Origin of the sequence: Paenibacillus sp. IHB B 3415 (assembly GCF_000802655.2) — a bacterium.
GTDB classification, from domain to species: Bacteria; Bacillota; Bacilli; order Paenibacillales; family Paenibacillaceae; genus Paenibacillus_AQ; species Paenibacillus_AQ phytohabitans.
Genome location: NZ_JUEI01000092.1, coordinates 1 through 22,110 on the forward strand (window position 1 = coordinate 1; position 22,110 = coordinate 22,110).

Here is a 22,110-nt window from a genome sequence, read left to right on the forward strand (position 1 = left end):
TGTACCTCTTACATGTCAAGGTCTCCACTTTGATTAGGGGGCTTAAGAGATACCGCCCACATCCGGCGGATTCAAAGGGATTTATCCCTTTATTTTCCCCATACCCGCCCACTTTCGGCAGAATCAGAGGGATTTATCCCTTTATTTTCCCCATACCGCACACTTTTAGCAGAATCAGAGGGATTTATCCCTTTAATTTCCCCATACCGCCCACTTTCGGCGGGTTTAGAGGGATTTATCCCTTTGATTTTTCCATATAGCCGACTTTCGACGGAATCAGAGGGATTTATCCCTTTGATTTCACCATACCGCCCACTTTCGGCGGGTTTAGAGGGATTTATCCCTTTAGTTTCACCATACCGCCCACTTTCAGCGGAATCAGAGGGATTTATCCCTTTAGTTTCACCATACCGCCCACTTTCGGCGGATTCAAAGGGATTTATCCCTTTAGTTTCACCCTACCGCCCACTTTCGGCGGATTCAGTACAAAGACCGGTTTCGACCACATTATCGTGGCCTGAATCGGTCTTTTTTTGCGTCAGGAGATTAAGTTAAGTATGCTTTTGTACTGAAGAACGTCCCCTTGGAGCTGTTGATTATGCCCAGGTTGTGATTGTCTCAACTGGCAGGCGGTAGGAAGGGTAGCCTTCTTTGGCTGCTTTCCCTATCGAGATCAGCATGACCGGCTGGAACCGGTCTTTGTCCAGGCCAAAAGCTTCCGCGATCTTGTCCTTCTCATAACCGGCCATCGGGTTGGTGTCATATCCATGGGCCCGGGCAACAAGCATCAGCTGCATCGAAATAAGCGCCGAGTCAATCAGATTCACATCACGCAGCTCGGATGCAGATATCCCCGCATAATAAGGCTTCACCTGCTGCAGCTGTATATCTTTGACGTCGCTCGGCATGTAACCAAGTTCCACCGATTTGCCGAAAATCTCGTCTATATATTCAACATTCTTTGCATCGTAAAATACCGCAATAACTGCCGAGGAAGTCAGAGCTTGCATCTGGTTGAAGGAGGCCAGCGGTGCAAGTTTTTCTTTGCCTTCCGCGCTGTCAATAACAAGGAAACGCCATGGCTGCATGTTAATGGCAGACGGTGCACGGGAGGCTTCCGCCAGAATCTCGGTCATTTCCTCCCGGCTGATTTTCACTTCAGGATCATAGGCCTTCACGGAACGGCGCTCCAGAACGATCTCATTGAAATCGTTGGTTGTATGGTATTTCCCGGTAATTGTACTCATGTTGATTTCTCTCCTTTATTTATAGGTTTATCATCACTACAAGAATTCTAAACTATGAAGTATACTTTATAGCAAGAGGGAAAAACGGGGTGATTTAACATGAAGATTAGTGAAGTCGCAAAAATTGTTGACCTGCCTATATCAACCATCCGGTACTATGAGAAAATGGGAATTATCACAGATGAATATATCCTCAGGGAAGAGAACAATTACCGGAATTATGAAGTAGAGATCATTCATCATCTGGATGTTGTCAAGAATTGTCTGGCTGTCGGTTTTTCAATTAATGATATAAAATCCATGATCTCTAAAAATGGAATATCCAAAGAAGAACAAACACGTATTATCAAAGATAAAATAGCAGATATTGAAGCTGCGCAAAAGAATCTGGAGGATTCCAAGCAATCTCTTTATGACCTTCTTAGGGATTTATCCCTTTATTTTCCCCATACCCGCCCACTTTCGGCAGAATCAGAGGGATTTATCCCTTTATTTTCCCCATACCGCACACTTTTAGCAGAATCAGAGGGATTTATCCCTTTAATTTCCCCATACCGCCCACTTTCGGCGGATTCAAAGGGATTTATCCCTATAATTCCCCCTTCCCGCCCGCATCCGGCGGATTCAGAGGGATTTATCCCTCTAATTCCCGCCTACCGCACACTTTCGGCGGGGTCAGCGGGATTCCTGATACATGAATAGCTCCGTCCTTCGGATGGATAGCTTCCAATTACAAAGATCATAATCACCTACATGGTGCGACTGTGAGGCGCACTAAAAAACGGACAACTCCCGCAAAGGAAAATGTCCGTTTCAATATAAATCAGCCGGTTAATCGTTCTTACGGTGGCGGCCTCTCATATACTCATTAATCTTCAGGTCCAGCAAGCTGCTGATGGCAATTACATTATCCGAGGTAAAGGAATTCTCCTGTAAAAAGAGCTGTTCCATTCTGCTGCGGAGTACCTGTATTTCATTTTCCAGCGAGAGCCTGCGTGCATGTGCATCACCCCTGGGAGGATGTTTCCCGCTTCCGGAACTACATTCCCCACCATAGGAAGGTAAGTAATAATCTGCGCTCAGCACAATCATCCCTCCTAATGTATTATTGCGCGATATCCGAGTACTGATTCTGAATGCCTTCCTACTCGCACTCTACGCCCAATTCCAGAATAAGAGTTCCATGTAAGTGTATTACAGGTGTTTCTTGTCCTTAGAGTAAAATAATACCATATAGAAAGGTGATCGGCTATAGTTCAATTTACTTCATTCGGTTTGCATTACTCTGCCCGCTCGCGGGCCAGCTGTGAGACAAATGCCCCAATCCGTTCTACCGCTTCGTTCAGCTGGGATACCGAGGTTGCATAAGAGCAGCGGAGGTATCCTTCACCGCCCAGACCGAATACACTGCCCGGAACCGCAGCTACCTTATATTCCAGAAGCAGGCGCTGAGCGAATTGATCGGAGGTCAGCCCGGTGCGCTGAATACTCGGGAAAGCATAGAACGCGCCTTGCGGCTCATGGCAGTCCAGTCCGGCATCGCGCAGTCCTTTGACGATCAGCCGGCGCCGCTGATTATAGGAATCCGCCATCCTGTCCTTCTCTTCCATTCCGTTGGTCAATGCCTCCAGAGCAGCCACCTGGCCCATCGAAGGCGCGCACATGACTGTGTACTGGTGAATCTTCAGCATCGCGGAGATCAGGTCCGGGTGACCGCAGGCATATCCCATCCGCCAGCCGGTCATGGCGAAGGCTTTGGAGAAGCCGCTGACCAGAATGGTCCGGTCAATCATGCCCGGAAGGGAGGCAAAGCTTACATGATTGCTTCCATAGGTCAATTCAGCATAAATTTCATCGGAAATTACTATGAGATCATGTTTCTCTACCACTTTGGCAATCGGTTCCCAATCCTCACGGCTCATAATCGCACCCGTCGGATTGCTCGGATAGCAGAGAATGAGAATCTTGGAGCGCGGAGTGATCTTGGCTTCCAGATCAGCCGCCGTAAGCTTGAAGTTATTCTCTCCGAAGGTCTCAATGCCGACCGGAATCCCGCCGCCGATTGCTGTTATCGGTGAATAAGAGATATAGCAAGGCTCGGGAATCAGAATCTCGTCTCCCGGTGAGATCAAGGCACGAAGCGCCAAATCTATCGCTTCACTGCCGCCGACGGTGGCGATAATCTGGTTCGCAGGATCATATTGCACCGCGAAGCGGGTCTGCAGATATTCGGCAATGCCAGCGCGAAGCTCCGGCATGCCGGCATTGGAGGTATAACCGGTGAAGCCGCGCTCCAGCGAGTAGACGCAGGCTTCCCTGACATGCCAGGGAGTCTTGAAATCCGGTTCCCCGACACCCAGTGAAATAATATCCTTGCTGCCTGCCGCCAGATCAAAAAACTTGCGGATGCCCGAGGGCTGTATCTGCTGGACCAGCGGGGCCAAATAGGAATTCATCGACTTCGTAATCATGGCATTACATCCTTCACGGAGATATCATCAGACGGTTGTCTTCTTCATGCTCTTCAAAGATGATACCGTCCTGTTTGTATTTTTTGAGCGTAAAGTTAGTTTTGGTAGAGAGTACCGCATCAATCGGAGACAGCTTCTCGGAGACGAAATTGGCGACCTCCCGCAGATTGCGGCCTTCCACTTCGACCAGCAAATCGTATGCGCCGGACATCAGATAGACGGATTTGACCTGCGGATACAGATAGATCCGCTCGGCAATGCCTTCGAAGCCGCGGCCGCGTTCCGGTGTAATCTGGACTTCGATCAGCGCAGTCACCCGTTCATCGTCCACCTTATCCCAATTGACCACAGTAGCATATTTCACAATGACATGATCCTGTTCCATTTGTGCAATCACGGTTTTGACATCTTCTTCTTCCGCACCAAGCAGGGTTGCCATTAAAGCCGTTGAGCTTCGCGCGTCCTCCTTGAGCAGTTCCAGCACTTTCCTCTTCAAATCATTCATTTCCTTCATGCCTTCCCTCCGGATAGTTCGCCAGTCCGGTACCCCTGCATCAGGGCAGAGCGCCTGCGAAAAGAGTTTAGTATTAATATGACACGAAAATGACAGTTCTGCAAACAAAATAACCCCGCCTGGGCGGGGTTACAATGGATCTTTTTATTTGTGTTTCTCCACACCAGCGGACGGCAGTCCTATGCTTCATCCGCCCCGCGTGAGGGTTACATATAGTAAGAACCATTATTATGCTGCTGCACATTAGCCTGGTGCACAGGAACATTGGAGGCCTGGTTATAGGCACCGGCTCCGCCTGTCTTCTCACGCACGAACTGCTGGCATTTCTGCTGGGTCTGCTGGGCAGTCTGAATCTGCTTGTCTACATCCTGACGCAGCGCTTTCCCCGGAGCAGTATACATGTTCATTTGTGACATTTGGTTATACAGCTCTCCCTGAAGTCTGAGCGTATCCATCGTCAAATCATTGAATACCCGGCGTACCGTAGGACAATTCGATTCTGTAGCTGCTGTTGTATATTCACGGACTGTCCGCTTCAAATCAGCCAAAACCGTGTTCAGTAAATCCTCATCTGCCATGAATGGCGTTCCATTTTGTGCGTACACAGTAAAACCTCCTTAAAGTTTGTGGGACATGCTTCCCGGCATCAAATTTGTGTGCGGCCAGTAATAATTATTGCGGCTGGGTTGGTGCATACTGCTGGTGCTGATGCAGCAGCTGTACAAGCATATCCATATGGTGGGTATGACTTTGAATTTGCTGTACACAGATTCCCTGCACCGTGGAGTTTTGAGTGGTTCCGGCTGTAGCGGCCAGCTGCTTAATCAGCAAATCTTCGTTGGAAATGGAATCTGCGATATATTCCAGTTCTTTTCCGCTAAGCGCCTGCATTTGGTTAGATTGCATGTTCAGTATTCCCTCCTTCTGGATGTTCAAGCGTTCCTTAGTATGCCGCAGAGCAGAACACTTTATGTGCCAAAAAGCGCAAAGCTGCTTCTGCAAAAATCGGATTAACACCTTATATACCGCGCATGAGCGGCTGCAAAACTGCAAACAATACCTTACCCGGATTATATAAAGGAGCAACCATACCATGAAACTCATCAGCGGGCAGGTGCCCTGGGAGAATACACTGCTTCACCCGCCGGTGTATCCGGTACTGAAAGAAGATATTACCTGCGACTGTCTGATTGTAGGCGGCGGCATGGGCGGGGCGATGATGTCCTACCGCATGTCCCTCAGCGGAGCGGATACTGTTCTTATCGATAAAAGAGCGGTGGGCAGCGGAAGCTCCCATGGCAATACCGGATTGCTTCAAGTCTCCAACGATAAGCCGCTTACTTCCTGTATGAATACTTTCGGGCAAGAAAATGGCGTCCTGTTCTACAAACTGTGCCAGCAGAGTGTCAAGGCAATTCTCGAACTTCCGGGCAAGCTCGATATCGATCCGTTGATCATGCCCCGAAGCAGTCTGCTGTATGCCAGCGTCCCTGAAGATGTTCCCGCCCTGAAGCTGGAAAATGAAAACCTGATCCGGCATGGATTTGATTCAGAATTCTGGGATGAGGAAACGATCCGCTCGCATTATTCCTTCTCCAAACCGGCTGCGCTCTTCTCCAGAGGGGATGCAGAGACCAATCCGCTGCGGACCGTGCACAGCCTGATTGACAAAGCCCACTCCCGCGGAGTCCGCGTCTATGAGCATACCCAAGCCGTTAAGTACGAATACAAAGCTGACGGCGTGGTTTGCCATACGGAGAATGGGCGGATCTTCGCGAAGAATGTTGTGTTTGCCATGGGATATGAAACACAGGAGATGAAGAAAGACCGGGGAGCAGTGCTCATCAACACCTATGCCATTATGACCGAACCTGTTCAGAACTTTCCCAAATGGCATGAACGGAGTCTGATCTGGGAAACAGCGCGGCCTTACTTGTACTTCCGCGCCACCATGGAAGGCCGCTTGATTGCCGGTGGCAAGGATGAAGAACTGACGACTTCGGAACGCCGCGATATCCGTGTGCTCTCCCAGAGCCAGCGGCTGCTTGAAGAGCTTGTGGCCTTGTTCCCGGAACTTGAGGGAATAGAGGCGGAATATTCCTGGGGGGCAGTCTTCGGCTCTACCCGTGACGGCTTACCTTATATAGGACCTCATCCGGAGTACCCGCACTGCTATTTCATTGAAGGCTACGGGGGCAACGGAACCGTCTACAGCATGATAGCCGCCGAACTTCTCTCAGATACCCTTGCCGGCAAGGTACGCCCCGAGCTGGAGCTGTTTTCGCTAACCCGTACAGCGAAGCCTGCGCCGTCTCCGGCAATTCAGGGGTAAGCAGCAGAGCCTACGGGATCCTTGCTGCATCCGGCGGTAGCAGCAGAAAGTACACGCAAAAAGGGATGTCCGCGAGCCTGACGGCTGCGGAGCATCCCTTTTTTATGATAAACCCGACAATATGGAATAATAGCTTATTGCGCTTTTACAAATTCAGCAGATTTGATCCCTGCCTGGCGTCCGAAAATAATGATTTCGGCTACAGAGTTCCCGCCGATCCGGTTCTGGCCGTGTAATCCGCCGACTACCTCACCTGCTGCAAAAAGTCCTGTGATCGCTTTGCCGTCTTTGTTCAAGACCTCTGTATTTGTGTTAATCACCACACCACCCATAGTGTAGTGGATTCCCGGGCCGATTTGGATCGCATAATACGGTGCGCCGGACAGATCATTGTCCATACCTGTAGTTCTGCCGAATTCCGCATCCGACTTATTCTTCACTGCGCTGTTCCAGGTATCTACCGTCGTTTTCAGCTGATCTGCCGGAACATTCATTTGTTCTGCCAGCGCCCGGGTGGTATCGGCTGTTTTGACAACACCCATCTTGATGTACTGGTCCACCGCTTTGACGCGGGATTTCACGCCGGAATCAAACACCAGATACGCTGATTTCTCCGGAAGTGTATTGATGGAAGCTGTTACTTTATCACGGGTATCCATTTCGTTGCCGAAACGTTTACCCTCACTGGATACGAGGATTGCGCCTTCGCCCCGGACCGCTTCACCGATCAGGTAGGATTTCTCCTGCTGTACGGTCGGGTGAACCTGAATCTGATCCAGATCTACCGTTGTGCCGCCAACCTGTTCAATCATCCGGATGCCGTCGCCGGTGCTGCCGATCTGGTTCGTGGTCACATAACCTTCGAGGTCAGGTCTGACTTCGGTAATCATCTCCATATTGGCGCCGAAGCCGCCGGTTGTTACGATCACTGCTGATCCGGTAATTGTTTTCTCATCGGCCTGGTTAAACAGCACCTTGACGCCGTTCACTTTGCCATCCTGCACTGTAAGTTCCTTCACGTCCGCATTAACGAACAATGGAATCCCTTGCTCTTGTACATTTCTTACGAGTCCGGCAACCAGATATTGACCGACTGCTGAGCCGTCTTCCGGACGGTGGGTACGCTTCTCTTTCATTCCGCCGGTAATCGTAATATTGTTCAAGCGGATGCCGATCGAATCCAGCCAGTCAATGGCACTTGCGGAATTGTCCACGAAAAAGCGGAGCAGCTCCTTGTTGTTCGTATCATGGCCGCCTGCCAGTGTCTCTTCATAGAACAGATCATTGGTGTCCTCGATGCCCTGCTCCTTCTGGAACTTCGTCTGCGAAGCGTTCATACCCGAAGAGGATTTGGTAGTATTACCGCCGGCAACCGGCATTTTCTCGAGAATAACCGGGTTCATGCCGTTAGCCTTTGCTTCCAGCGCCGCCGACATTCCGGCACCGCCTGCGCCGACAATGATGATATCATATTTATCTTTTAACTGATCGTACGGTGTATAGCTCGCTTCGGATGCTCCCGATACGGCTTCGGCTGTCTCTTCAGGTGCAGTGGTTGCTGCAGGCTCTGTGGTTGCGCTGTTCTTACCCTTGCTCTCATTGACACTGCCGTTAGCATTGTTGTTACCGCAGCCTGCGATAACCAGCATAACGGAAAGAACGAGTATAAGAGTCGCTGCAAATCTCTTTTTCATAGTAACGCTTGCCCCCTTGTGCATATTTTCACAATTATCATATCCGCAAAAGGGCCGTCCTTGGAAGCTTACGTAATTAAAGAAATCATTAAGTAACTAAAGTAAGCGGACAAACAGCATCTACTGTTGTTAATTTTTGCCACTTTGCAGGATTGGTGAGCATTTAAGTGCTGTTTGTCCAACTGCTGCTCCAACACGATCCCATCATTCATCAGCAAGTGTTGAAAATCCAACTATTGTCTTACCTCTCTCGGCCCCTAACCTCCCGGCTTGCTATCATCATTTCCGAAAGAAACAAAACTTCCCGATCCTCTTGCGGATCGGGAAGCTTCCCGATCCTCTTGCGGATCGGGAAGGGGGCACGCGCTAGTCCAGCAGCTTCTCCATATGCAGCACTTTGGCAAAGCCGGCTTTTGCCGTGAACAGCCCGGTATTCTGCACCTTGAAGGTTTTGAAGCCGAGCCGCTCATAGAGCTTTTTGGCTTGCGGATTGGTGTCAACGACCTCCAGCAACATCTTGTTGCGGTTCGCCGACCGGGTTAAGGCAAAGGACGCTTCCAGCAGCCGGGTTCCGATCCCCAGCCCTCTTGCCTCACAGGAGACGACGAGCGGATCAATATGAATGGAGTCCTTCGGAACGCCGCCGTGAAACATACGATATATACCGTAGGCTGCATAACGCCACGCGCCGCCCGCTATGCCGAACGAATGTCTGAGAGCCCCGTAACCCAGCGTTGCGAAGAAGCCGTCTCCTTTTTCCAGACCGACGAATCCAACCACCCTTCCCTCGCGTACCGCATACAGACCGTTCTCATAACGCAGACTCCGGCACAACACCTCCACGACTTGCTTCTCATTGCGGGTAAATATCCACAGGGCATTGAATTTCAAGGCAAAAGCCTGATAAAACAGTCTGGCAACCTCGCCTTTTTGCACTTCTTCCAGGCGGTCGACAATCTCTACGTCTAACGTTGACATACAGCTTCCTCCTTTATGTTGCTTCAGCTACCGCTTCGTCCTGGGGCGCCGAAGCCTTGAATGACGGTGGATACCAACAATTGCGGAGCATCATTCTTCGCAAGATTGCCATTCTGGATCTCCTGCCAGGCAACGAACAGCAGATTATACATGACGGTTATCATCCAGTGGGCGGGCATCGCGGCATTCAGCAGACCGCGTGTCTGCCACCCTTCCACAGCTTCCCGCAGCGGTTGCTTGATGCGGGCTTCCTCGGCAAGAATATTAGGATTCTCGTCAACCGATGCCGCGAAGCTGAGAAAAGACATCTTGCTGCCCAAAGGAATCAGCGCCTCGAACACCTCCGTCAGGAAGCGGAGCATATCGCTGTCATCATTCATGATTCCTTCAAGCGCTTCATCCACCAGCCCGATGGCATTCAGCGCCAGCGCATCCAGCAGCAGCTCCCTTGTAGAGAAATAGCGATGCAGCGTCGCAATGCCGATTTGAGCATGATCCGCGATCTCCTGCAGCGTAGCCGTCGGCTTCAACGCCAGCAGCTCCGTTGCTGCGTCCAGAATAGCTTTCCGTTTATTGTCCTTAACACTGGGTTTCATGAACATAGGCCTGCCTTTGCTGTAGATTAAGTGATATCTTTATGAATATAATGATATATTTATCTATCATTTATTATTATTTTATACTCATGGGCAGCTGGTGTCAAATTGTTGATGTATATTAAAAAAACCCCTCAAAAAGCGTCAGAACGCTTCTTTAAGGGGGCAAGGCATTTTTCTCCAGTAGAGATTTCACTTATGTTCACCATATTTAATTCTTCTTTCATTTATAAATATAAAAAACGGCCTTTAGGTGGACTGTTTCAAGGCTTGTATAGGACAACAGGCTAGATTTTATACAAAGTGACTTCATAATCTTCAAATACAGTGCCGTTACTTTAACTCCAATTAAAGTAAGTGAATTTGCGTGCGGATGTTTATAGTTTTATAATTGGGACTTACACAATCGTATGACTAGGAGGAACAGAACCATGGACAAAAGCAAAAAATATATGCTTGCCGGCGCCATCCTGACCGCAGCTGGTGTTTCTCTAATGACCTATACAGCAAACCGTTACACTTCCTTCAAAAAAGTGGTGGCCAGAACCATCCGGCTGGAGGATATTGCCTCCCTTGAAATCACCCGTCTGTCCTCTGTTCCCGGCGAACAGAAGGATATTGTGGTTACGGAGCCGGAGGCCATCAAACAAATATGTGATGATTTCGCCGACGTCCGGTTAATGAAATCAGCGCGGAATGTAAGTACAGACAACAAATACAGCTATTATATTATCATCGTACAGGCAGACCGGAAGCAGCGGTTTGATATTATCCTCAAGGGCAGACAGCATATGATTATTTACGATAATGATATGAACAATCCGCATTTAAAAGCTTATAAAATTATGGGTTCCTTCCATCCGCAGGCATTGAAGCTGGCTTTTGCCTGATTGCGGGGCTGTATAAACATGGAGTCATAGCTGGCAGTGGTGGGGCAGCCATGACTCCAGTTCCCATCGATATTTTGAAGCTCTGATTTCAATTCTCCTTATTTCCCTCAGGGGGAGATACGAATCCTTATCTTTTCAAATCGAATAAATCCTGGTGTAGAGGACTGAAATTCCGTTATTTGGGCAGATTAGGCGGATTCGTTGACTAATCGGACTCAGAATCGCTTATTTGACCAGATATACCTCATTTCGGGCTCGAATGAACAGGATAAGGGATTCTCAGTCCGTTTCATCCTCATAAAAAGGTTATTTGGAGATATAGCGGCTTCTCAGTCCGCTTCACTTACAGGCTTGAAATATCAACAATTTTTCCGATCACACAATCTCCCAGGCAACAAAAAAAGGACCCGAAGGCCCTCCATTAACCACCAGTTACCCAATTTACCAGCCGCTCACCTATATTTACTTATAAGTTCATGCCCCTCCGGCTTCACCTTGTACATATATACCGGTCTGCCTACCGCGCCGTAGCTGAGCTCCATCTCGAGAATGCCTGCCTCGGTCAGAAACGCCAGATATTTGCGGACGGATATCCGCGAGATCGGCGCCTGGCTGCTGATATCTTCAGTGGAGAATACCGGGTTCTGCAGCTGCTTAATCGTATTCCAGATGCTCTCCAGCGTGCCTTCGGTAAGACCTTTGGGCAAGCTAAGCGCCCCAGTCTTGTCTTCTTCAGCCTCCGCAACGGAATGGCGCAGCAGCTTATCCAGCTGTTCCTGGCTCAGATGCTCCTTGTGCATTAACTGAAAGTCTTCGCGGTATGCCGACAAAGCTGCCTGAAAACGGGCAAACTCAAATGGCTTGATCAGGTAATCTACAGCCCCGTTCTGCAGAGCCTTGCGGATGCTCGCATTATCGCTGGCGGCGGAGATCACAATGATATCCGCCTTGCTTCCCTGCTCCCGGAGCGTGGACAACAGCTGAAGCCCGCTGGTACGGGGCATATAGATATCCAGCAGCAGGAGATCGATCTCCTGTTCGGCCAGCATCTTCAAGGCCTCATCTCCTGAAGCCGCCCAGCCCGCGAACTCGAAGCCCTGGATCTGTTCGAGATAATGGCGGTTGAATTTCGCTACCATCGGGTCATCTTCTACAATCAGCACTTTAATGTTCATTGGCTCTCCTCTCCCTTTGCAGCATATGGCACATCAACGATGAACGTGGTTCCCGGCCCGCCGCAGGCGGCAATCTGAAGATGTCCCTGCAGTTTGTCTACACTCTTCCTGACTAAATACAGTCCGATTCCCCGGTGCTCCCCCTTAGAGGAGAAGCCCTGGCCGAAGATCTGCTCCCGGAGTGCCTCCGGAATCCCCGGCCCGTTGTCGCTAACCTCACACAGCAGCCTTCCCTCTTCATAGTGGAAAGCAAGTTCAATCCGCTTATTGCTGTGTACGCCTCTGCCGTGTTCGTCAGGCCCGGGCCCGCCCAGCGCTTCCATCGCATTGTCCAGCAAATTCCCGGCAATGGTAATCAGCTCATGAATAACCTGCGAATCAGCCGATTCCGGCAGATAACTGTCCGCAGTCAGCAGTAGTTCAATTCCCGTCTCGCGCGCTCGGCTCAGCTTACCCAGCAGAAAACCCGCCATAGCCGGGTCCTTAATCTGTCTCGTGATGGCCCCGATCTCCTGCTGGTAGTTACTGGCCGTTCCCAGAATATACTGCTGCAGCTCGTCATATAAGCCCATATGCGTCATGCCCATAATCACATGCAGCTTGTTCATGAACTCATGGGCACCCGCCCGCAGGGCATCTGCATAGACAGAAATACCCGACAGCCGTTCGGCCAGAACTGCCAGCTCAGTCTTGTCACGAAATGTAGCGATGGCTCCGGCAATCTCGCCGCCTACGCGGACCGGCAGGCTGCTTACGAGCAGGGAGATACCGCCCAGCTCCAGCTCCTGGTCCTGCCTGCCTTCCCCGCTGGCCAGCACATGCTCCAGACGCAGCTCTGGCCAATAATCGGCAATCTGCCGGTTTACAACGGCGCCGTTGATCCCTGCCGCCTTGAGAAGCCGGTGCGCCTCCATATTAATAAGCGTAATGCGCGCTTCCTGGTCAATCGCAATTATCCCCTCGCGAATGGATTCCAGCATGGCGCTGCGTTCCTGCAGGAGTCTGGAAATATCGGCAGGCTCCATGCCGAACATCATTTGCTTGATCCTCCTGGCCAGAACAAAGGCGCCTCCGGCTCCAAACAACGCGCCTGAGACCAGAATGGCAATAATCGTCCATTCATTCTGCCTGACCAGACGCTGCACCCTGTCCATCGACAGTCCAGCTACTACGACCCCAAGCTGATGGCCTCTGCCGTCATAGACCGGTACAAATGCCCGCAGCGAATTCCCGAGCGTCCCTGTTCCTTCGGAGATGCTCTCTTGTCCGCGCAGCGCAGCCTCCTGCCCGCCTCCCACGAAGGGCAGTCCAACCTTGGAGGCATCCGGATGCGAATACCGGATGCTGTTCATATCCATCACCACTACAAACAATATATCATTGCGGCGTGTAATCTTGGAGGTATAGGCTTGAATCCCCTTGCTGTCCCCTTCGCTTAAGCCCTCTGAGAGCAGCGGCATCAGGGCAATCGTGCGGGCAATCGTAATGGCCTTATCCTCCAGCGCATGCCGGGTCTGGGGAATAATCTGATTGCGGAATATAATATATAAGACCAGCAGCACCAGGACTACAACGGCAGATACCATCACCGCTACCGTTGTCCTTAGGCTGTAGCTTTTTTTCTTGGCCAAGGATGCCCATGCCTCCTTATAAATAACATGTGTAGCAGGATATCTCGGCTAGATCCAAGCGGATTCACCACCTGCACCTGGATCTGTTCAGCTCAAGTTATCTAGTTATGCTTAAGACCGGCCCCTTGCTTCAGCAGACGCCGCAGCACCAGCCAGCCCCCCAGCGGAGCCGTTCCCAGCAGCAGCATAAGCCCAGTGACAGCCTGCGGGGACTGATTGACCGACAGCACAGCAATGAACACAAGCAGCCCCATCAGCCGCCCTGTCATCAGACTCAGCTCTCTAAGCACAACCAGCTCCACCCGTTTGCCGGCACTCTCTTCAGAGACACCCATCAGGTCGAAGCTGGTAGACGTCATCGGCAGCATGTAGAGCGGGATGCACAGCGAGGTTCCAATACCCATAATTAACAGCGTGGCGTAATTCACCTTCCACAGAAGCGGCAGAATGAAAACGGCCAGCAGCAGACTGCCGGCCAGCATCCCCCTGAAGCGGGTTCCGGGCTTGAACCATTTGCCGGCCGCATAGTAGCTGATCAAAGAAACTGCCGAGGTAATCAGCGCGAACTGCCCAAGCTTACTCTCCTCACGGGCGGCAATATAGACCAGCAGTCCGATCAGGAACGAGAATACGCCCTCCCGTACTCCCTGGAACAGCAGCGCCGCCGCAGCGGGCCGCCATGGACTCTCCTTGCGGCTAAGCTCGCGCCAGGGCTCCAGCCACAGGTAGGTTCCGCCGCGCGGCCGCTTCTCCAGCCCAAAGCTGAGTACAGCAGCCACTCCATAGATGCACAGTGACAGGATAAACACAAAACGGTACCCCTTATCCCCATGCCACAAGGAAATCAGACTACCGGATACCCACGGACCGACAATGCCCGTCAGCGAACCCAGCAGTCCCATCCAGCCGTTGAAGAAATCGCGGTTGCCCGCCTCGGTAATCTCAAAGAAAACAATATTAAAAGCCAGCCAGTAGAACCCGATCGAAAGACCGAGAATGAGTCCCAGCGGCCAGATATAATGCACCGCTTCTCCGCGCAGCCAGAGCACCAGCAAATAAAAAAAGCCCGAAACGGCAATTCCCAGCCGCAGGGCATTCATTTTGTTATGCTCCTTCACCCATTTGCCGCCCAGCCAGAAGCTTAGTCCGACTGCGAGCTGCTGGGCAACCGTAAACCAGCCGATCATGGCGAAGTTCTGCCGGCTTTTCCACAAATATACGTTCAAAAAAGTACCTGCCAGCACCGTAGCCAGCAGGTAGAGCCCGCCCACGGCGAGCAGCAGCGCTGCCTGGTTCCGTAATAACCTCCTCATGCTATACCTCCCTGCTATTCTGGACATCTCATGTAAACATAACATGCCCAAATCACAGGGAAAGCATGAATCTTAAGCTTACTCCGATGCAGTGCTGAGATTGCGCACAAGCTGAATGCGGTCTTCCTGTGCCAGACTGTGCTGCACATGGAAGCAGGAAGGACATACGAACAGATTCAGCGAGAACGGCGGCTTCAGTACCGGTCCGCCGCCAAGCGCTTCCGGCGTTGCCGGGGTAAATCCGCTTACCTGCTGTGTGCCGGAGTGAAGCATCAGCTCATGGCATTGCGGACATTCCGGCGCTTCCAGCTGCGCGGCCAGCAAGCTGGAGACACTCTGCTCATAACGCGTCAGATCATAATCATCGCCGAACTGGACCAGGGTATTAAATATGGGAACCACACTATCCTTGTCACCGTCGTCATCCCACAGATCCTCGTCGCTGACCTCTTCCTGCACGGAAGCGTCCTCTGTGTCCATCTCTTCATCTTCGAGATCGTCAGCGCCTATTGTAATTGTGCGGTAACCGCTAAGCTCATTATTGCAATGAGGACAAGTATCCTCCGGACCAAACTCCTCATCCCATACAATCTCGGTATGGCACCAAGGACATACTGTCGTTTCCATCTGTATAATCTCCTTCGTTCCTCACATTAAGTTCAATTTCAATGCAACATTAAATAAATAATCCCGGCCGCTATAAACGCCAGAGCGGAAATGAACAGAACCCGAACCAGAATCTTCATATTTCCCTGCTCCCTAAATCAAAATATAGCGGCGCCGATGACATAGGACAATGAAACGGAGATCAGCAGTGCTGTCAGTCCCACGGCCCGGTTATCCGCAGCAATCTCGTCATCAATCGAAAAGACGGGGGTTAGAAATTCAAACAGGAAGTACGCCAGCAGCAGCAGGAGGAAACCCACAACCGACCATTTCATCGTCTCATAGATCGATGCTCCCGCTTCAATGCTGAAGCGCAGAATATTGCAGATGCCGAAGATTTTGCCTCCGGTTGCCATCGCTACGGCCACATTCCCCTTGCGGATTTCTTCCCAGCAGTTGTATTTAGTCACCATTTCAAAGAAGGACAGGAATACCACCAGACCCAATATGGCCACAGTGAAGTAGCCGAGCAGCGCTCCCAGCGGATGATCCAGCAAAAGATCAATATTATCTTGCATACTTCTCCCTCTTTCTGCCGGACGCTACTGCAGTTCAGCCACGGTTACGCCCGCGCCGCCTTCGTTGTAATTCCCGAGCCGGTAGCTTTTGATATGCTTATGCTTGCGCAGATATTCCTGTATCCCCGTCCGCAATACCCCCGTGCCTTTGCCGTGGATAATCGAAATCTGCCCAAGGTTGCCGAGGAACGCTTCGTCGATGAAGCGGTCGGTCTCCATGATGGCTTCTTCCAGATTGGCCCCGCGCAGATCGAGCTCGGTGCGGATATTCTCATCCCGCGTACGCTTGACTGTCGTAGCCCGGCGCAGAGCCGGCGGAGGCGCATCCGGCGCAGAGGCCAGGAACTCCAGATCACCAAGGTTGACCTTCATCTTCATAATGCCGAACTGCACCACGGCTTCCTTGGTACCGCTCAGCTCTACAACAAGGCCCTTCTGATTCACATTAGCCACCTTGACTTCATCTCCGGGCTGAATCTTCCGCGGCGCCTTGGTGGTGCTGCGGGCGATAACCTTCTTGCGCGGTGCAGGCTCCGCTTCATCCAGTCTCCGGCGCGCTTCGATCAGCTTGTGCTCCTTGACGGACGCCCCTTCCTCCATTGCCAGGCGGCGGAGGTCACTGATGATCTCCTCGGCTTCCTTACGCGCCTTGGCGAGGATATCGCTGGCATCCTTCTCCGCCTTCTCCAGGCGTTTGTCGCGCTGGCCTTCCAGCTTCTCCAGCTCCAGCTGCTGCCGCTTGCGGAATTCTTCCGCTTCACGGCGCAGTCCCTCGGCCCGTTCACGCTCATTCTCTGCGGTAAGGCGGTTCTCTTCCAGGGAAGCGATCATGTGCTCGACGCGCATGTCTTCTTCCTTGACTTCGCCGCGCGCATGCTCAAGAATGGCATTCGGCAGCCCGAGGCGCTCGGCAATGGCGAACGCATTGCTTCGTCCCGGCACTCCGATCAGCAGCCGGTAGGTAGGACTCAGGCTGGCCACATCAAACTCCATACTGGCATTGATGACGCCTTTGCGCTCATAGGCGTAAGCCTTCAGCTCACTGTAATGCGTAGTTGCAACCATCCGGCATTCTGTACGGTGGATATTCTCCAGAATGGCAATCGCCAGGGCCGATCCCTCCGCCGGATCCGTTCCTGCTCCAACTTCATCGAGCAGAATCAGACTCTTCGGCGTCATTCTCTTCAGAATGGAGATGATATTGGTCATATGACTGGAGAATGTGCTTAGGCTCTGCTCAATACTCTGCTCATCGCCAATGTCGGCATAGATCGCATCGAAGACGCACATCTGGCTGCCTTCCTCTGCCGGAATGAACAATCCCGACATCGACATCAGGCTGAGGAGGCCGATAGTCTTCAGGGTAACCGTCTTACCGCCGGTGTTCGGGCCGGTCACGATAATCGAGCTGTACTGGTTACCCAGCTCCACATCCAGCGGCACGACCTGCTCCGCAGGAATGAGCGGATGGCGCCCTTTGCGCAGGCGCAGGTAGCCGCGGTCATTCATACGCGGCTGGGTAGCCTTCATGTCACGTGCCAGGCGTGCCTTGGCGAAGATGAAATCGAGTTCGCCGAGAATATCGATATCATAAGCCATCTCTTCGGCAATATCGCCGACAAGTGCCGTCAGGCGGTGCAGGATGATCTCAATCTCCCGCTCCTCGCGCAGCCGTGTCTCGCGCAGCTTGTTGTTCATCGCCACAATCGATTCCGGCTCAATGAACAGTGTTGCCCCGGAGCCGGACTGATCATGTACAATGCCGCCGAAATGGGCACGGTACTCCGCTTTGACCGGAATGACAAACCGGTCACCACGGATCGTCACAAGCTGATCCTGCAGCATCTTCGATACCGAAGAGGAGCGGATCATGGAATCCAGCTTTTCGCGGATGCGGGTCTCGCCGCCGCGCAGCTCCCGGCGGATGGAGGCCAGCTCTGTACTGGCCGAATCCATTACATCCGCATTCTCGTCGATACACAGGCGGATGGCATCCTCCACATGCTTCTGCTCCGAGAGCAGATCGCTCTGGGCGAAGAGGGTAGGAATCTTCTCATCCTCATGCATCGCCCCGAGGAACCGCTTCACTCTGCGGGCTCCGCCGATCGTGTTACCGACAGAGAGCAGCTCCACGGTGCCGAGCATTCCGCCGATCGAAGCGCGTTTCAGGGCGGGCTTGATATCAGTCACACCTCGGAAGGAAGGAATTCCCTTCAGCCGGTCAACATTAGCAGCCTCATCCGTAGCCTGCAGGAGCAGCTTCACTCCTTCGAAGTCCCCGGAGGGCTTCAGCGATTCGGCAGTCAGCCGTCCCATCGGTGTCTGCGTATACTGCATCAATTTATTTAAAATCTTGCGATATTCAAGCGTATGCAAAATTTTGTCGTCCAATTACTGTCACAGCTCCCTTCATAGATGGTTACATTATACCTAATTTAGCCCATTTTCGCTATTTGGGTATGATTTCTGGGCATAGAAAAGCGGCTGCGGGCCACAATAACAACGCACATATCCTTACGCGAACGCCAAAGGAGGTTAGTTTAGGTGAGATTCTTAGGTCATGTGGTACGTTTCGTGGTCGCTGCAATCGTTCTGATGGTGGTCGGCTGGATTGTCCCGCAGTTCACGGTCGGGGGGTTCTGGAGCGCTCTTGTGCTTGCGCTGGTTATCGCTCTGCTCGGCTGGGTGGTTGAGGGCATTTTCGGCAAAAAAACAACACCCTTCGGCCGCGGTATCGTCGGCTTCCTGGTCAGCGCCCTGGTGATCTGGATTGCCCAGTTCATTGTGAGCGGAGTCAGTGTCACTATTCTTGGAGCACTGCTCGCAGCCCTGGTCATTGGCATTATCGACCTCTTCCTGCCGGTATCCACTCCGTTTGAAGCGGCCAAGTAGAAACGGCTAAACCGTCCTTAGGGACGGGTATCCGTTTCAGCACACAACGAAACCCCCAATCCCCGGATTATACCGGATACTGGGGGTTTTTTGTAATTAAAAAATTTTTTAAAATAATAATTACGCATAGGACACAACCGGATCATCGCCGTGGGTGACAGCAGCCGTGACGACAGCATTTTTACCGCCCCGCTTGGCGCTGTACAGCGCTTCGTCCGTCTTGCGGAACAGCATTTCCTTGCCGTCCCCCAGCTGATAATCGCAGAATCCGATACTGACCGTAATCGGCTTGCCTCCGGCATACGGATGCTCCATAGCGGCTATACCTACCCGCATCTCCTCGACGGCAGCATAGGCTTCCTGAAAGCTTTTATCCGTAAAAATCACCGCGAACTCTTCCCCGCCGTATCTCGCCGCGAAATCATTCAGCCCGATCAGACCATTCACCTTCGCTGCCACCTCCTTAAGCACGAGATCGCCGACCCAGTGTCCGTACGTATCATTGACACGCTTGAAGTTGTCGATATCAAACAGCGCCAGCTGCAGCCTCAGCCCGTTGCTCTCGCACTGCTCCAGCAGCGAATCCAGATATTCATGAAAGGTTTTGTGATTGTACAGGCCCGTAAGCGCATCGATCTTCAGCAGCTTGTCAGAAATCGCCCGTTCCACCATCAGCCCCTGCTCCGACTTGGTCAATTGCTCCAGATATTCGCGGGTCTCACGGGCCCTGACAATGACAGCCTGCGCCATCACGGCGAACACAATAAACACACATTCCACCATCAGAAACTCCAGCAGCGGTTTGTCCAGCAGCGGCCGCTCAAGCCCGAAATAAATCCCGCTATAGAATAGCGTGCTGAATACCCCGAGATAGTGCAGCAGCCGCTGGTCGAAATAGATCAGGGCAATCATAATCGGCATCATAAGTGTCATCTGGGCACCGTCTACAAAAGGCTCCAGCACAAAATACATCAGATAAGAAACAATGAACCCGCAGATCACAACGGCCTGCTTATGATAATGCTGCGCCTTACGCAGCCAAATCTCGGCGGAAGCCATAGCTATAATGATCATCAGATTACAGGCGATGAACAAGTGGCCCTTACTGGGGATGAGGATGGTCTTAGTCTCAGTGGAATGGGAGGACAGCATAAAAATAAATTGGGCTGCCAGCATACAGAGCACAATAATCCAGTATCCGGTTAATATTCTGCGGTGCCATTTCTCCGAACTTTGCGATTCGTGGGCTAAAATAATGTGGATCCCCTACTTCTAACCAAATAATATAAAAGTTAAAATTATAATAGCTTTAATTATAATAAATTTTAATTGTTTTTGCATCATATTTTTGCATTTTTCGACAAAGTTTGGAGTCAGCTTCCGGTCAAACAATTTCTCACAGATTATCCAAGACAACTATCAGGATTTGAGCTATGCTAATGTCATCTGTTATCACAATTCATCACGAACCTTTTAGGAGGATGCTTATGATCAGGAAGGCGGCTATTCTTTGTTCCATTGTATTTGCACTACTGCTTACGGCTTGCGGAGCCGGCGGGGGCAGCAGCAATTCTGACAGCGCTAACAGCCCGGCTGCTGACACCAATCTTACGGCGGAAGAAGAAATCGTCATTACAGCAACCAACTACAGCTTTGACCAGAAAGAATACCACTTGAAGAAGGGCGTACCTGTCAAAATCATCTTCAAAAACGAGAGCGGCAACCACGGCATTCTTGTGCCTGAGATGAAGCTGCGGCTGGATGCCAAAGATTCCTCCAAGGTGATTCTCCCCGAGGAGGCAGGAACCTTCGAGGTCACCTGCGCGATCATGTGCGGCTCCGGCCACAGCGGAATGAGCGCCAAGATTATCGTTGAATAGGCAGCTCTATACGCATAGCAAAAAAGCCGGCCAAGGACAACTGTGGGACTGACCCCATTGTCCTTGACCGGCTTTTTGGTTGTTCTGCTGAAAGTTGTTAACCGGCTGAAGCTGCCGTTACTTCACACCCTTGCTGCGATTGGAAATATCCAGCCAGACGGCAATGACCAGGATTGAGCCTTTGACGACATACTGCCAGAAGGATTCCAGTCCCATCAGCGACATTCCGTTATCCAGCGAGGTCATCACCAGCGCTCCGATAATGGCACCGATGACTGTGCCGGCTCCGCCCATCAGGGAAGTGCCGCCAATGACGCAAGCGGCGATAGCATCCATCTCAGCCATATTACCTGCAGTGATGGTGGCCGAGGCCAGGCGTGAGGTGAGCACGATGGCGGCGATCGAGCCCAGCAATCCGCTCAACACGAAGATCAGCATGGATTTGCGCTTGATGTTAATGCCGGAGAGGCGTGCCGCCTCAATATTGCCCCCTATTGCATAGATATGACGGCCGAAGGTGGTCTTAGTCGACAGGAAATAGAAGATGACTGCCAGGACAATTACGAAAATAATCGGGAATGGAATCCCCTTGTAATTATTCATCACGGCTACAAAAGCCACCACCAGCAGGGCAAGTCCGGCCACCTTGGCGATGTCCAGGCCCAGCGGGGCGATTTCGAAGCCGTATTTCCTGCGGGAACGGCGTTTATTGAACGCACTCCAGAGCAGCAGTCCTACTGCGATCACACCAAGGATGATCCCGAAGCCCGGGGCAAAATAAGCATTGCCGAGCAAGGCCAGCACCGGGTCGGATACCGGAATGGTCATCGACTCGGTCACGCCCATCAGCACCCCGCGGAACACCATCATTCCCCCCAGGGTAACAATGAAGGCGGGGATCATTTTATATGCCACCAGCCAGCCCTGAATCAGGCCCAGCACGGCACCTGCAGCCAGTGTACCAAGAATGACTATAATAGCCGGCAGCTCCAGCCAGTTGCTGAGAATAGCTGCCATGCCGCCGGTCAGTCCGACGATGGAGCCGACAGACAGATCGATATGCCCTGCCACAATGACCAGCACCATGCCGATGGCCAGAATGGAGGTCACCGACATCTGTGTGAACAGATTGGACAGATTTCGCGAAGTCAGGAAGGTCGGATTCAGTACTCCGAACAGCACCCAGATCAGTATTAATGCACCCACCATCGTATAGGCACGCATATCCATTTTGCCGAACAAGCCGCGTAAGCGCGATCCTCCGGCTGCCGGAACCGCTTCAGGTTCCCTAAGCTCTTTTTGCAGCTGCATCT

At 51.7% G+C, this 22,110-nt stretch carries 22 protein-coding genes; 5 read left to right on the top strand and 17 right to left on the bottom strand.

Features of this window, described 5'->3' with window-relative positions; genetic code table 11:
• Positions 1-596: 596 nt before the first annotated feature.
• Positions 597-1,247, bottom strand: coding sequence for a nitroreductase family protein (locus QW71_RS30395; protein WP_039308371.1), 651 nt, complete (start codon positions 1,245-1,247; stop codon positions 597-599).
• A 99-nt stretch (positions 1,248-1,346) separates the two neighbouring features.
• Here QW71_RS30395 and QW71_RS39395 point away from each other — a divergent pair, with 99 nt between their 5' ends.
• Positions 1,347-1,949, top strand: a complete 603-nt coding sequence (locus tag QW71_RS39395; protein WP_083442798.1) for a MerR family transcriptional regulator — start codon at positions 1,347-1,349, stop codon at positions 1,947-1,949.
• A gap of 129 nt (positions 1,950-2,078) precedes the next feature.
• Here QW71_RS39395 and QW71_RS30405 read toward each other — a convergent pair whose 3' ends face one another.
• The 5 genes from QW71_RS30405 to QW71_RS30425 form a co-directional block, all read right to left on the bottom strand.
• Complete coding sequence (locus tag QW71_RS30405; RefSeq protein WP_235441598.1) at positions 2,079-2,333, bottom strand: aspartyl-phosphate phosphatase Spo0E family protein; 255 nt, start codon at positions 2,331-2,333, stop codon at positions 2,079-2,081.
• A gap of 194 nt (positions 2,334-2,527) precedes the next feature.
• The gene (locus QW71_RS30410) at positions 2,528-3,718 is read right to left on the bottom strand and encodes an aminotransferase class I/II-fold pyridoxal phosphate-dependent enzyme (protein ID WP_039308377.1); all 1,191 of its coding nucleotides are present in this window, start codon (positions 3,716-3,718) and stop codon (positions 2,528-2,530) included.
• Between the two features lie 13 nt (positions 3,719-3,731).
• Complete coding sequence (locus QW71_RS30415) at positions 3,732-4,232, bottom strand: Lrp/AsnC family transcriptional regulator (RefSeq protein WP_039308379.1); 501 nt, start codon at positions 4,230-4,232, stop codon at positions 3,732-3,734.
• 206 nt (positions 4,233-4,438) lie between these two features.
• Positions 4,439-4,837 (bottom strand): spore coat protein, encoded by a 399-nt coding sequence (locus tag QW71_RS30420; RefSeq protein ID WP_039308382.1) that lies wholly within the window; start codon positions 4,835-4,837, stop codon positions 4,439-4,441.
• Positions 4,838-4,904: 67 nt separating this feature from the next.
• Positions 4,905-5,138: a hypothetical protein gene (locus QW71_RS30425; protein ID WP_039308384.1), complete on the bottom strand. Its 234-nt coding sequence runs from the start codon at positions 5,136-5,138 to the stop codon at positions 4,905-4,907.
• A 187-nt stretch (positions 5,139-5,325) separates the two neighbouring features.
• Here QW71_RS30425 and QW71_RS30430 point away from each other — a divergent pair, with 187 nt between their 5' ends.
• Complete coding sequence (locus QW71_RS30430) at positions 5,326-6,564, top strand: FAD-binding oxidoreductase (RefSeq protein ID WP_039308385.1); 1,239 nt, start codon at positions 5,326-5,328, stop codon at positions 6,562-6,564.
• A 134-nt stretch (positions 6,565-6,698) separates the two neighbouring features.
• On the opposite strand, the gene QW71_RS30435 is transcribed toward QW71_RS30430, so the two are convergent.
• The 3 genes from QW71_RS30435 to QW71_RS30445 form a co-directional block, all read right to left on the bottom strand.
• Entirely contained in the window at positions 6,699-8,258 is a 1,560-nt protein-coding gene (locus tag QW71_RS30435) for a flavocytochrome c (protein WP_039308387.1), read from the bottom strand.
• Positions 8,259-8,624: 366 nt separating this feature from the next.
• Complete coding sequence (locus QW71_RS30440) at positions 8,625-9,236, bottom strand: GNAT family N-acetyltransferase (protein ID WP_039308389.1); 612 nt, start codon at positions 9,234-9,236, stop codon at positions 8,625-8,627.
• Positions 9,237-9,259: 23 nt separating this feature from the next.
• Entirely contained in the window at positions 9,260-9,832 is a 573-nt protein-coding gene (locus QW71_RS30445; protein ID WP_039308392.1) for a TetR/AcrR family transcriptional regulator, read from the bottom strand.
• 431 nt (positions 9,833-10,263) lie between these two features.
• On the opposite strand from QW71_RS30445, the gene QW71_RS30450 reads away from it, so the two are divergent.
• Positions 10,264-10,722, top strand: coding sequence for a hypothetical protein (locus tag QW71_RS30450; RefSeq protein WP_039308395.1), 459 nt, complete (start codon positions 10,264-10,266; stop codon positions 10,720-10,722).
• Positions 10,723-11,174: 452 nt separating this feature from the next.
• Here QW71_RS30450 and QW71_RS30455 read toward each other — a convergent pair whose 3' ends face one another.
• The 6 genes from QW71_RS30455 to QW71_RS30480 form a co-directional block, all read right to left on the bottom strand.
• Positions 11,175-11,897 (bottom strand): response regulator, encoded by a 723-nt coding sequence (locus QW71_RS30455; RefSeq protein WP_039308399.1) that lies wholly within the window; start codon positions 11,895-11,897, stop codon positions 11,175-11,177.
• Positions 11,894-13,528 (bottom strand): DcuS/MalK family sensor histidine kinase, encoded by a 1,635-nt coding sequence (gene dcuS / locus QW71_RS30460; RefSeq protein WP_039308406.1) that lies wholly within the window; start codon positions 13,526-13,528, stop codon positions 11,894-11,896. Before dcuS ends, QW71_RS30455 begins: the two co-directional genes overlap by 4 nt.
• Before the next feature lie 101 nt (positions 13,529-13,629).
• The gene (locus QW71_RS30465) at positions 13,630-14,841 is read right to left on the bottom strand and encodes an MFS transporter (RefSeq protein ID WP_039308409.1); all 1,212 of its coding nucleotides are present in this window, start codon (positions 14,839-14,841) and stop codon (positions 13,630-13,632) included.
• A 78-nt stretch (positions 14,842-14,919) separates the two neighbouring features.
• Entirely contained in the window at positions 14,920-15,468 is a 549-nt protein-coding gene (locus QW71_RS30470; RefSeq protein ID WP_039308412.1) for a hypothetical protein, read from the bottom strand.
• A gap of 137 nt (positions 15,469-15,605) precedes the next feature.
• Positions 15,606-16,025: a DUF350 domain-containing protein gene (locus tag QW71_RS30475; RefSeq protein WP_039308413.1), complete on the bottom strand. Its 420-nt coding sequence runs from the start codon at positions 16,023-16,025 to the stop codon at positions 15,606-15,608.
• Between the two features lie 24 nt (positions 16,026-16,049).
• Complete coding sequence (locus QW71_RS30480) at positions 16,050-18,416, bottom strand: endonuclease MutS2 (protein ID WP_039308414.1); 2,367 nt, start codon at positions 18,414-18,416, stop codon at positions 16,050-16,052.
• Positions 18,417-18,569: 153 nt separating this feature from the next.
• Between QW71_RS30480 and QW71_RS30485 the strand changes: the two genes are divergently transcribed.
• A complete protein-coding gene (locus QW71_RS30485; RefSeq protein ID WP_039308415.1) occupies positions 18,570-18,917 on the top strand; it encodes a phage holin family protein in 348 nt (115 codons plus the stop codon).
• Between the two features lie 120 nt (positions 18,918-19,037).
• Here QW71_RS30485 and QW71_RS38375 read toward each other — a convergent pair whose 3' ends face one another.
• Positions 19,038-20,093, bottom strand: coding sequence for a GGDEF domain-containing protein (locus QW71_RS38375; RefSeq protein WP_052770457.1), 1,056 nt, complete (start codon positions 20,091-20,093; stop codon positions 19,038-19,040).
• A gap of 311 nt (positions 20,094-20,404) precedes the next feature.
• Between QW71_RS38375 and QW71_RS30495 the strand changes: the two genes are divergently transcribed.
• Positions 20,405-20,797, top strand: coding sequence for a cupredoxin domain-containing protein (locus QW71_RS30495; RefSeq protein ID WP_039308420.1), 393 nt, complete (start codon positions 20,405-20,407; stop codon positions 20,795-20,797).
• A 117-nt stretch (positions 20,798-20,914) separates the two neighbouring features.
• Here the strand turns inward: QW71_RS30495 and QW71_RS30500 are convergent, their stop codons facing one another.
• Positions 20,915-22,108, bottom strand: coding sequence for a sugar ABC transporter permease (locus tag QW71_RS30500; RefSeq protein ID WP_039308421.1), 1,194 nt, complete (start codon positions 22,106-22,108; stop codon positions 20,915-20,917).
• Between the last annotated feature and the right edge of the window lie 2 nt (positions 22,109-22,110).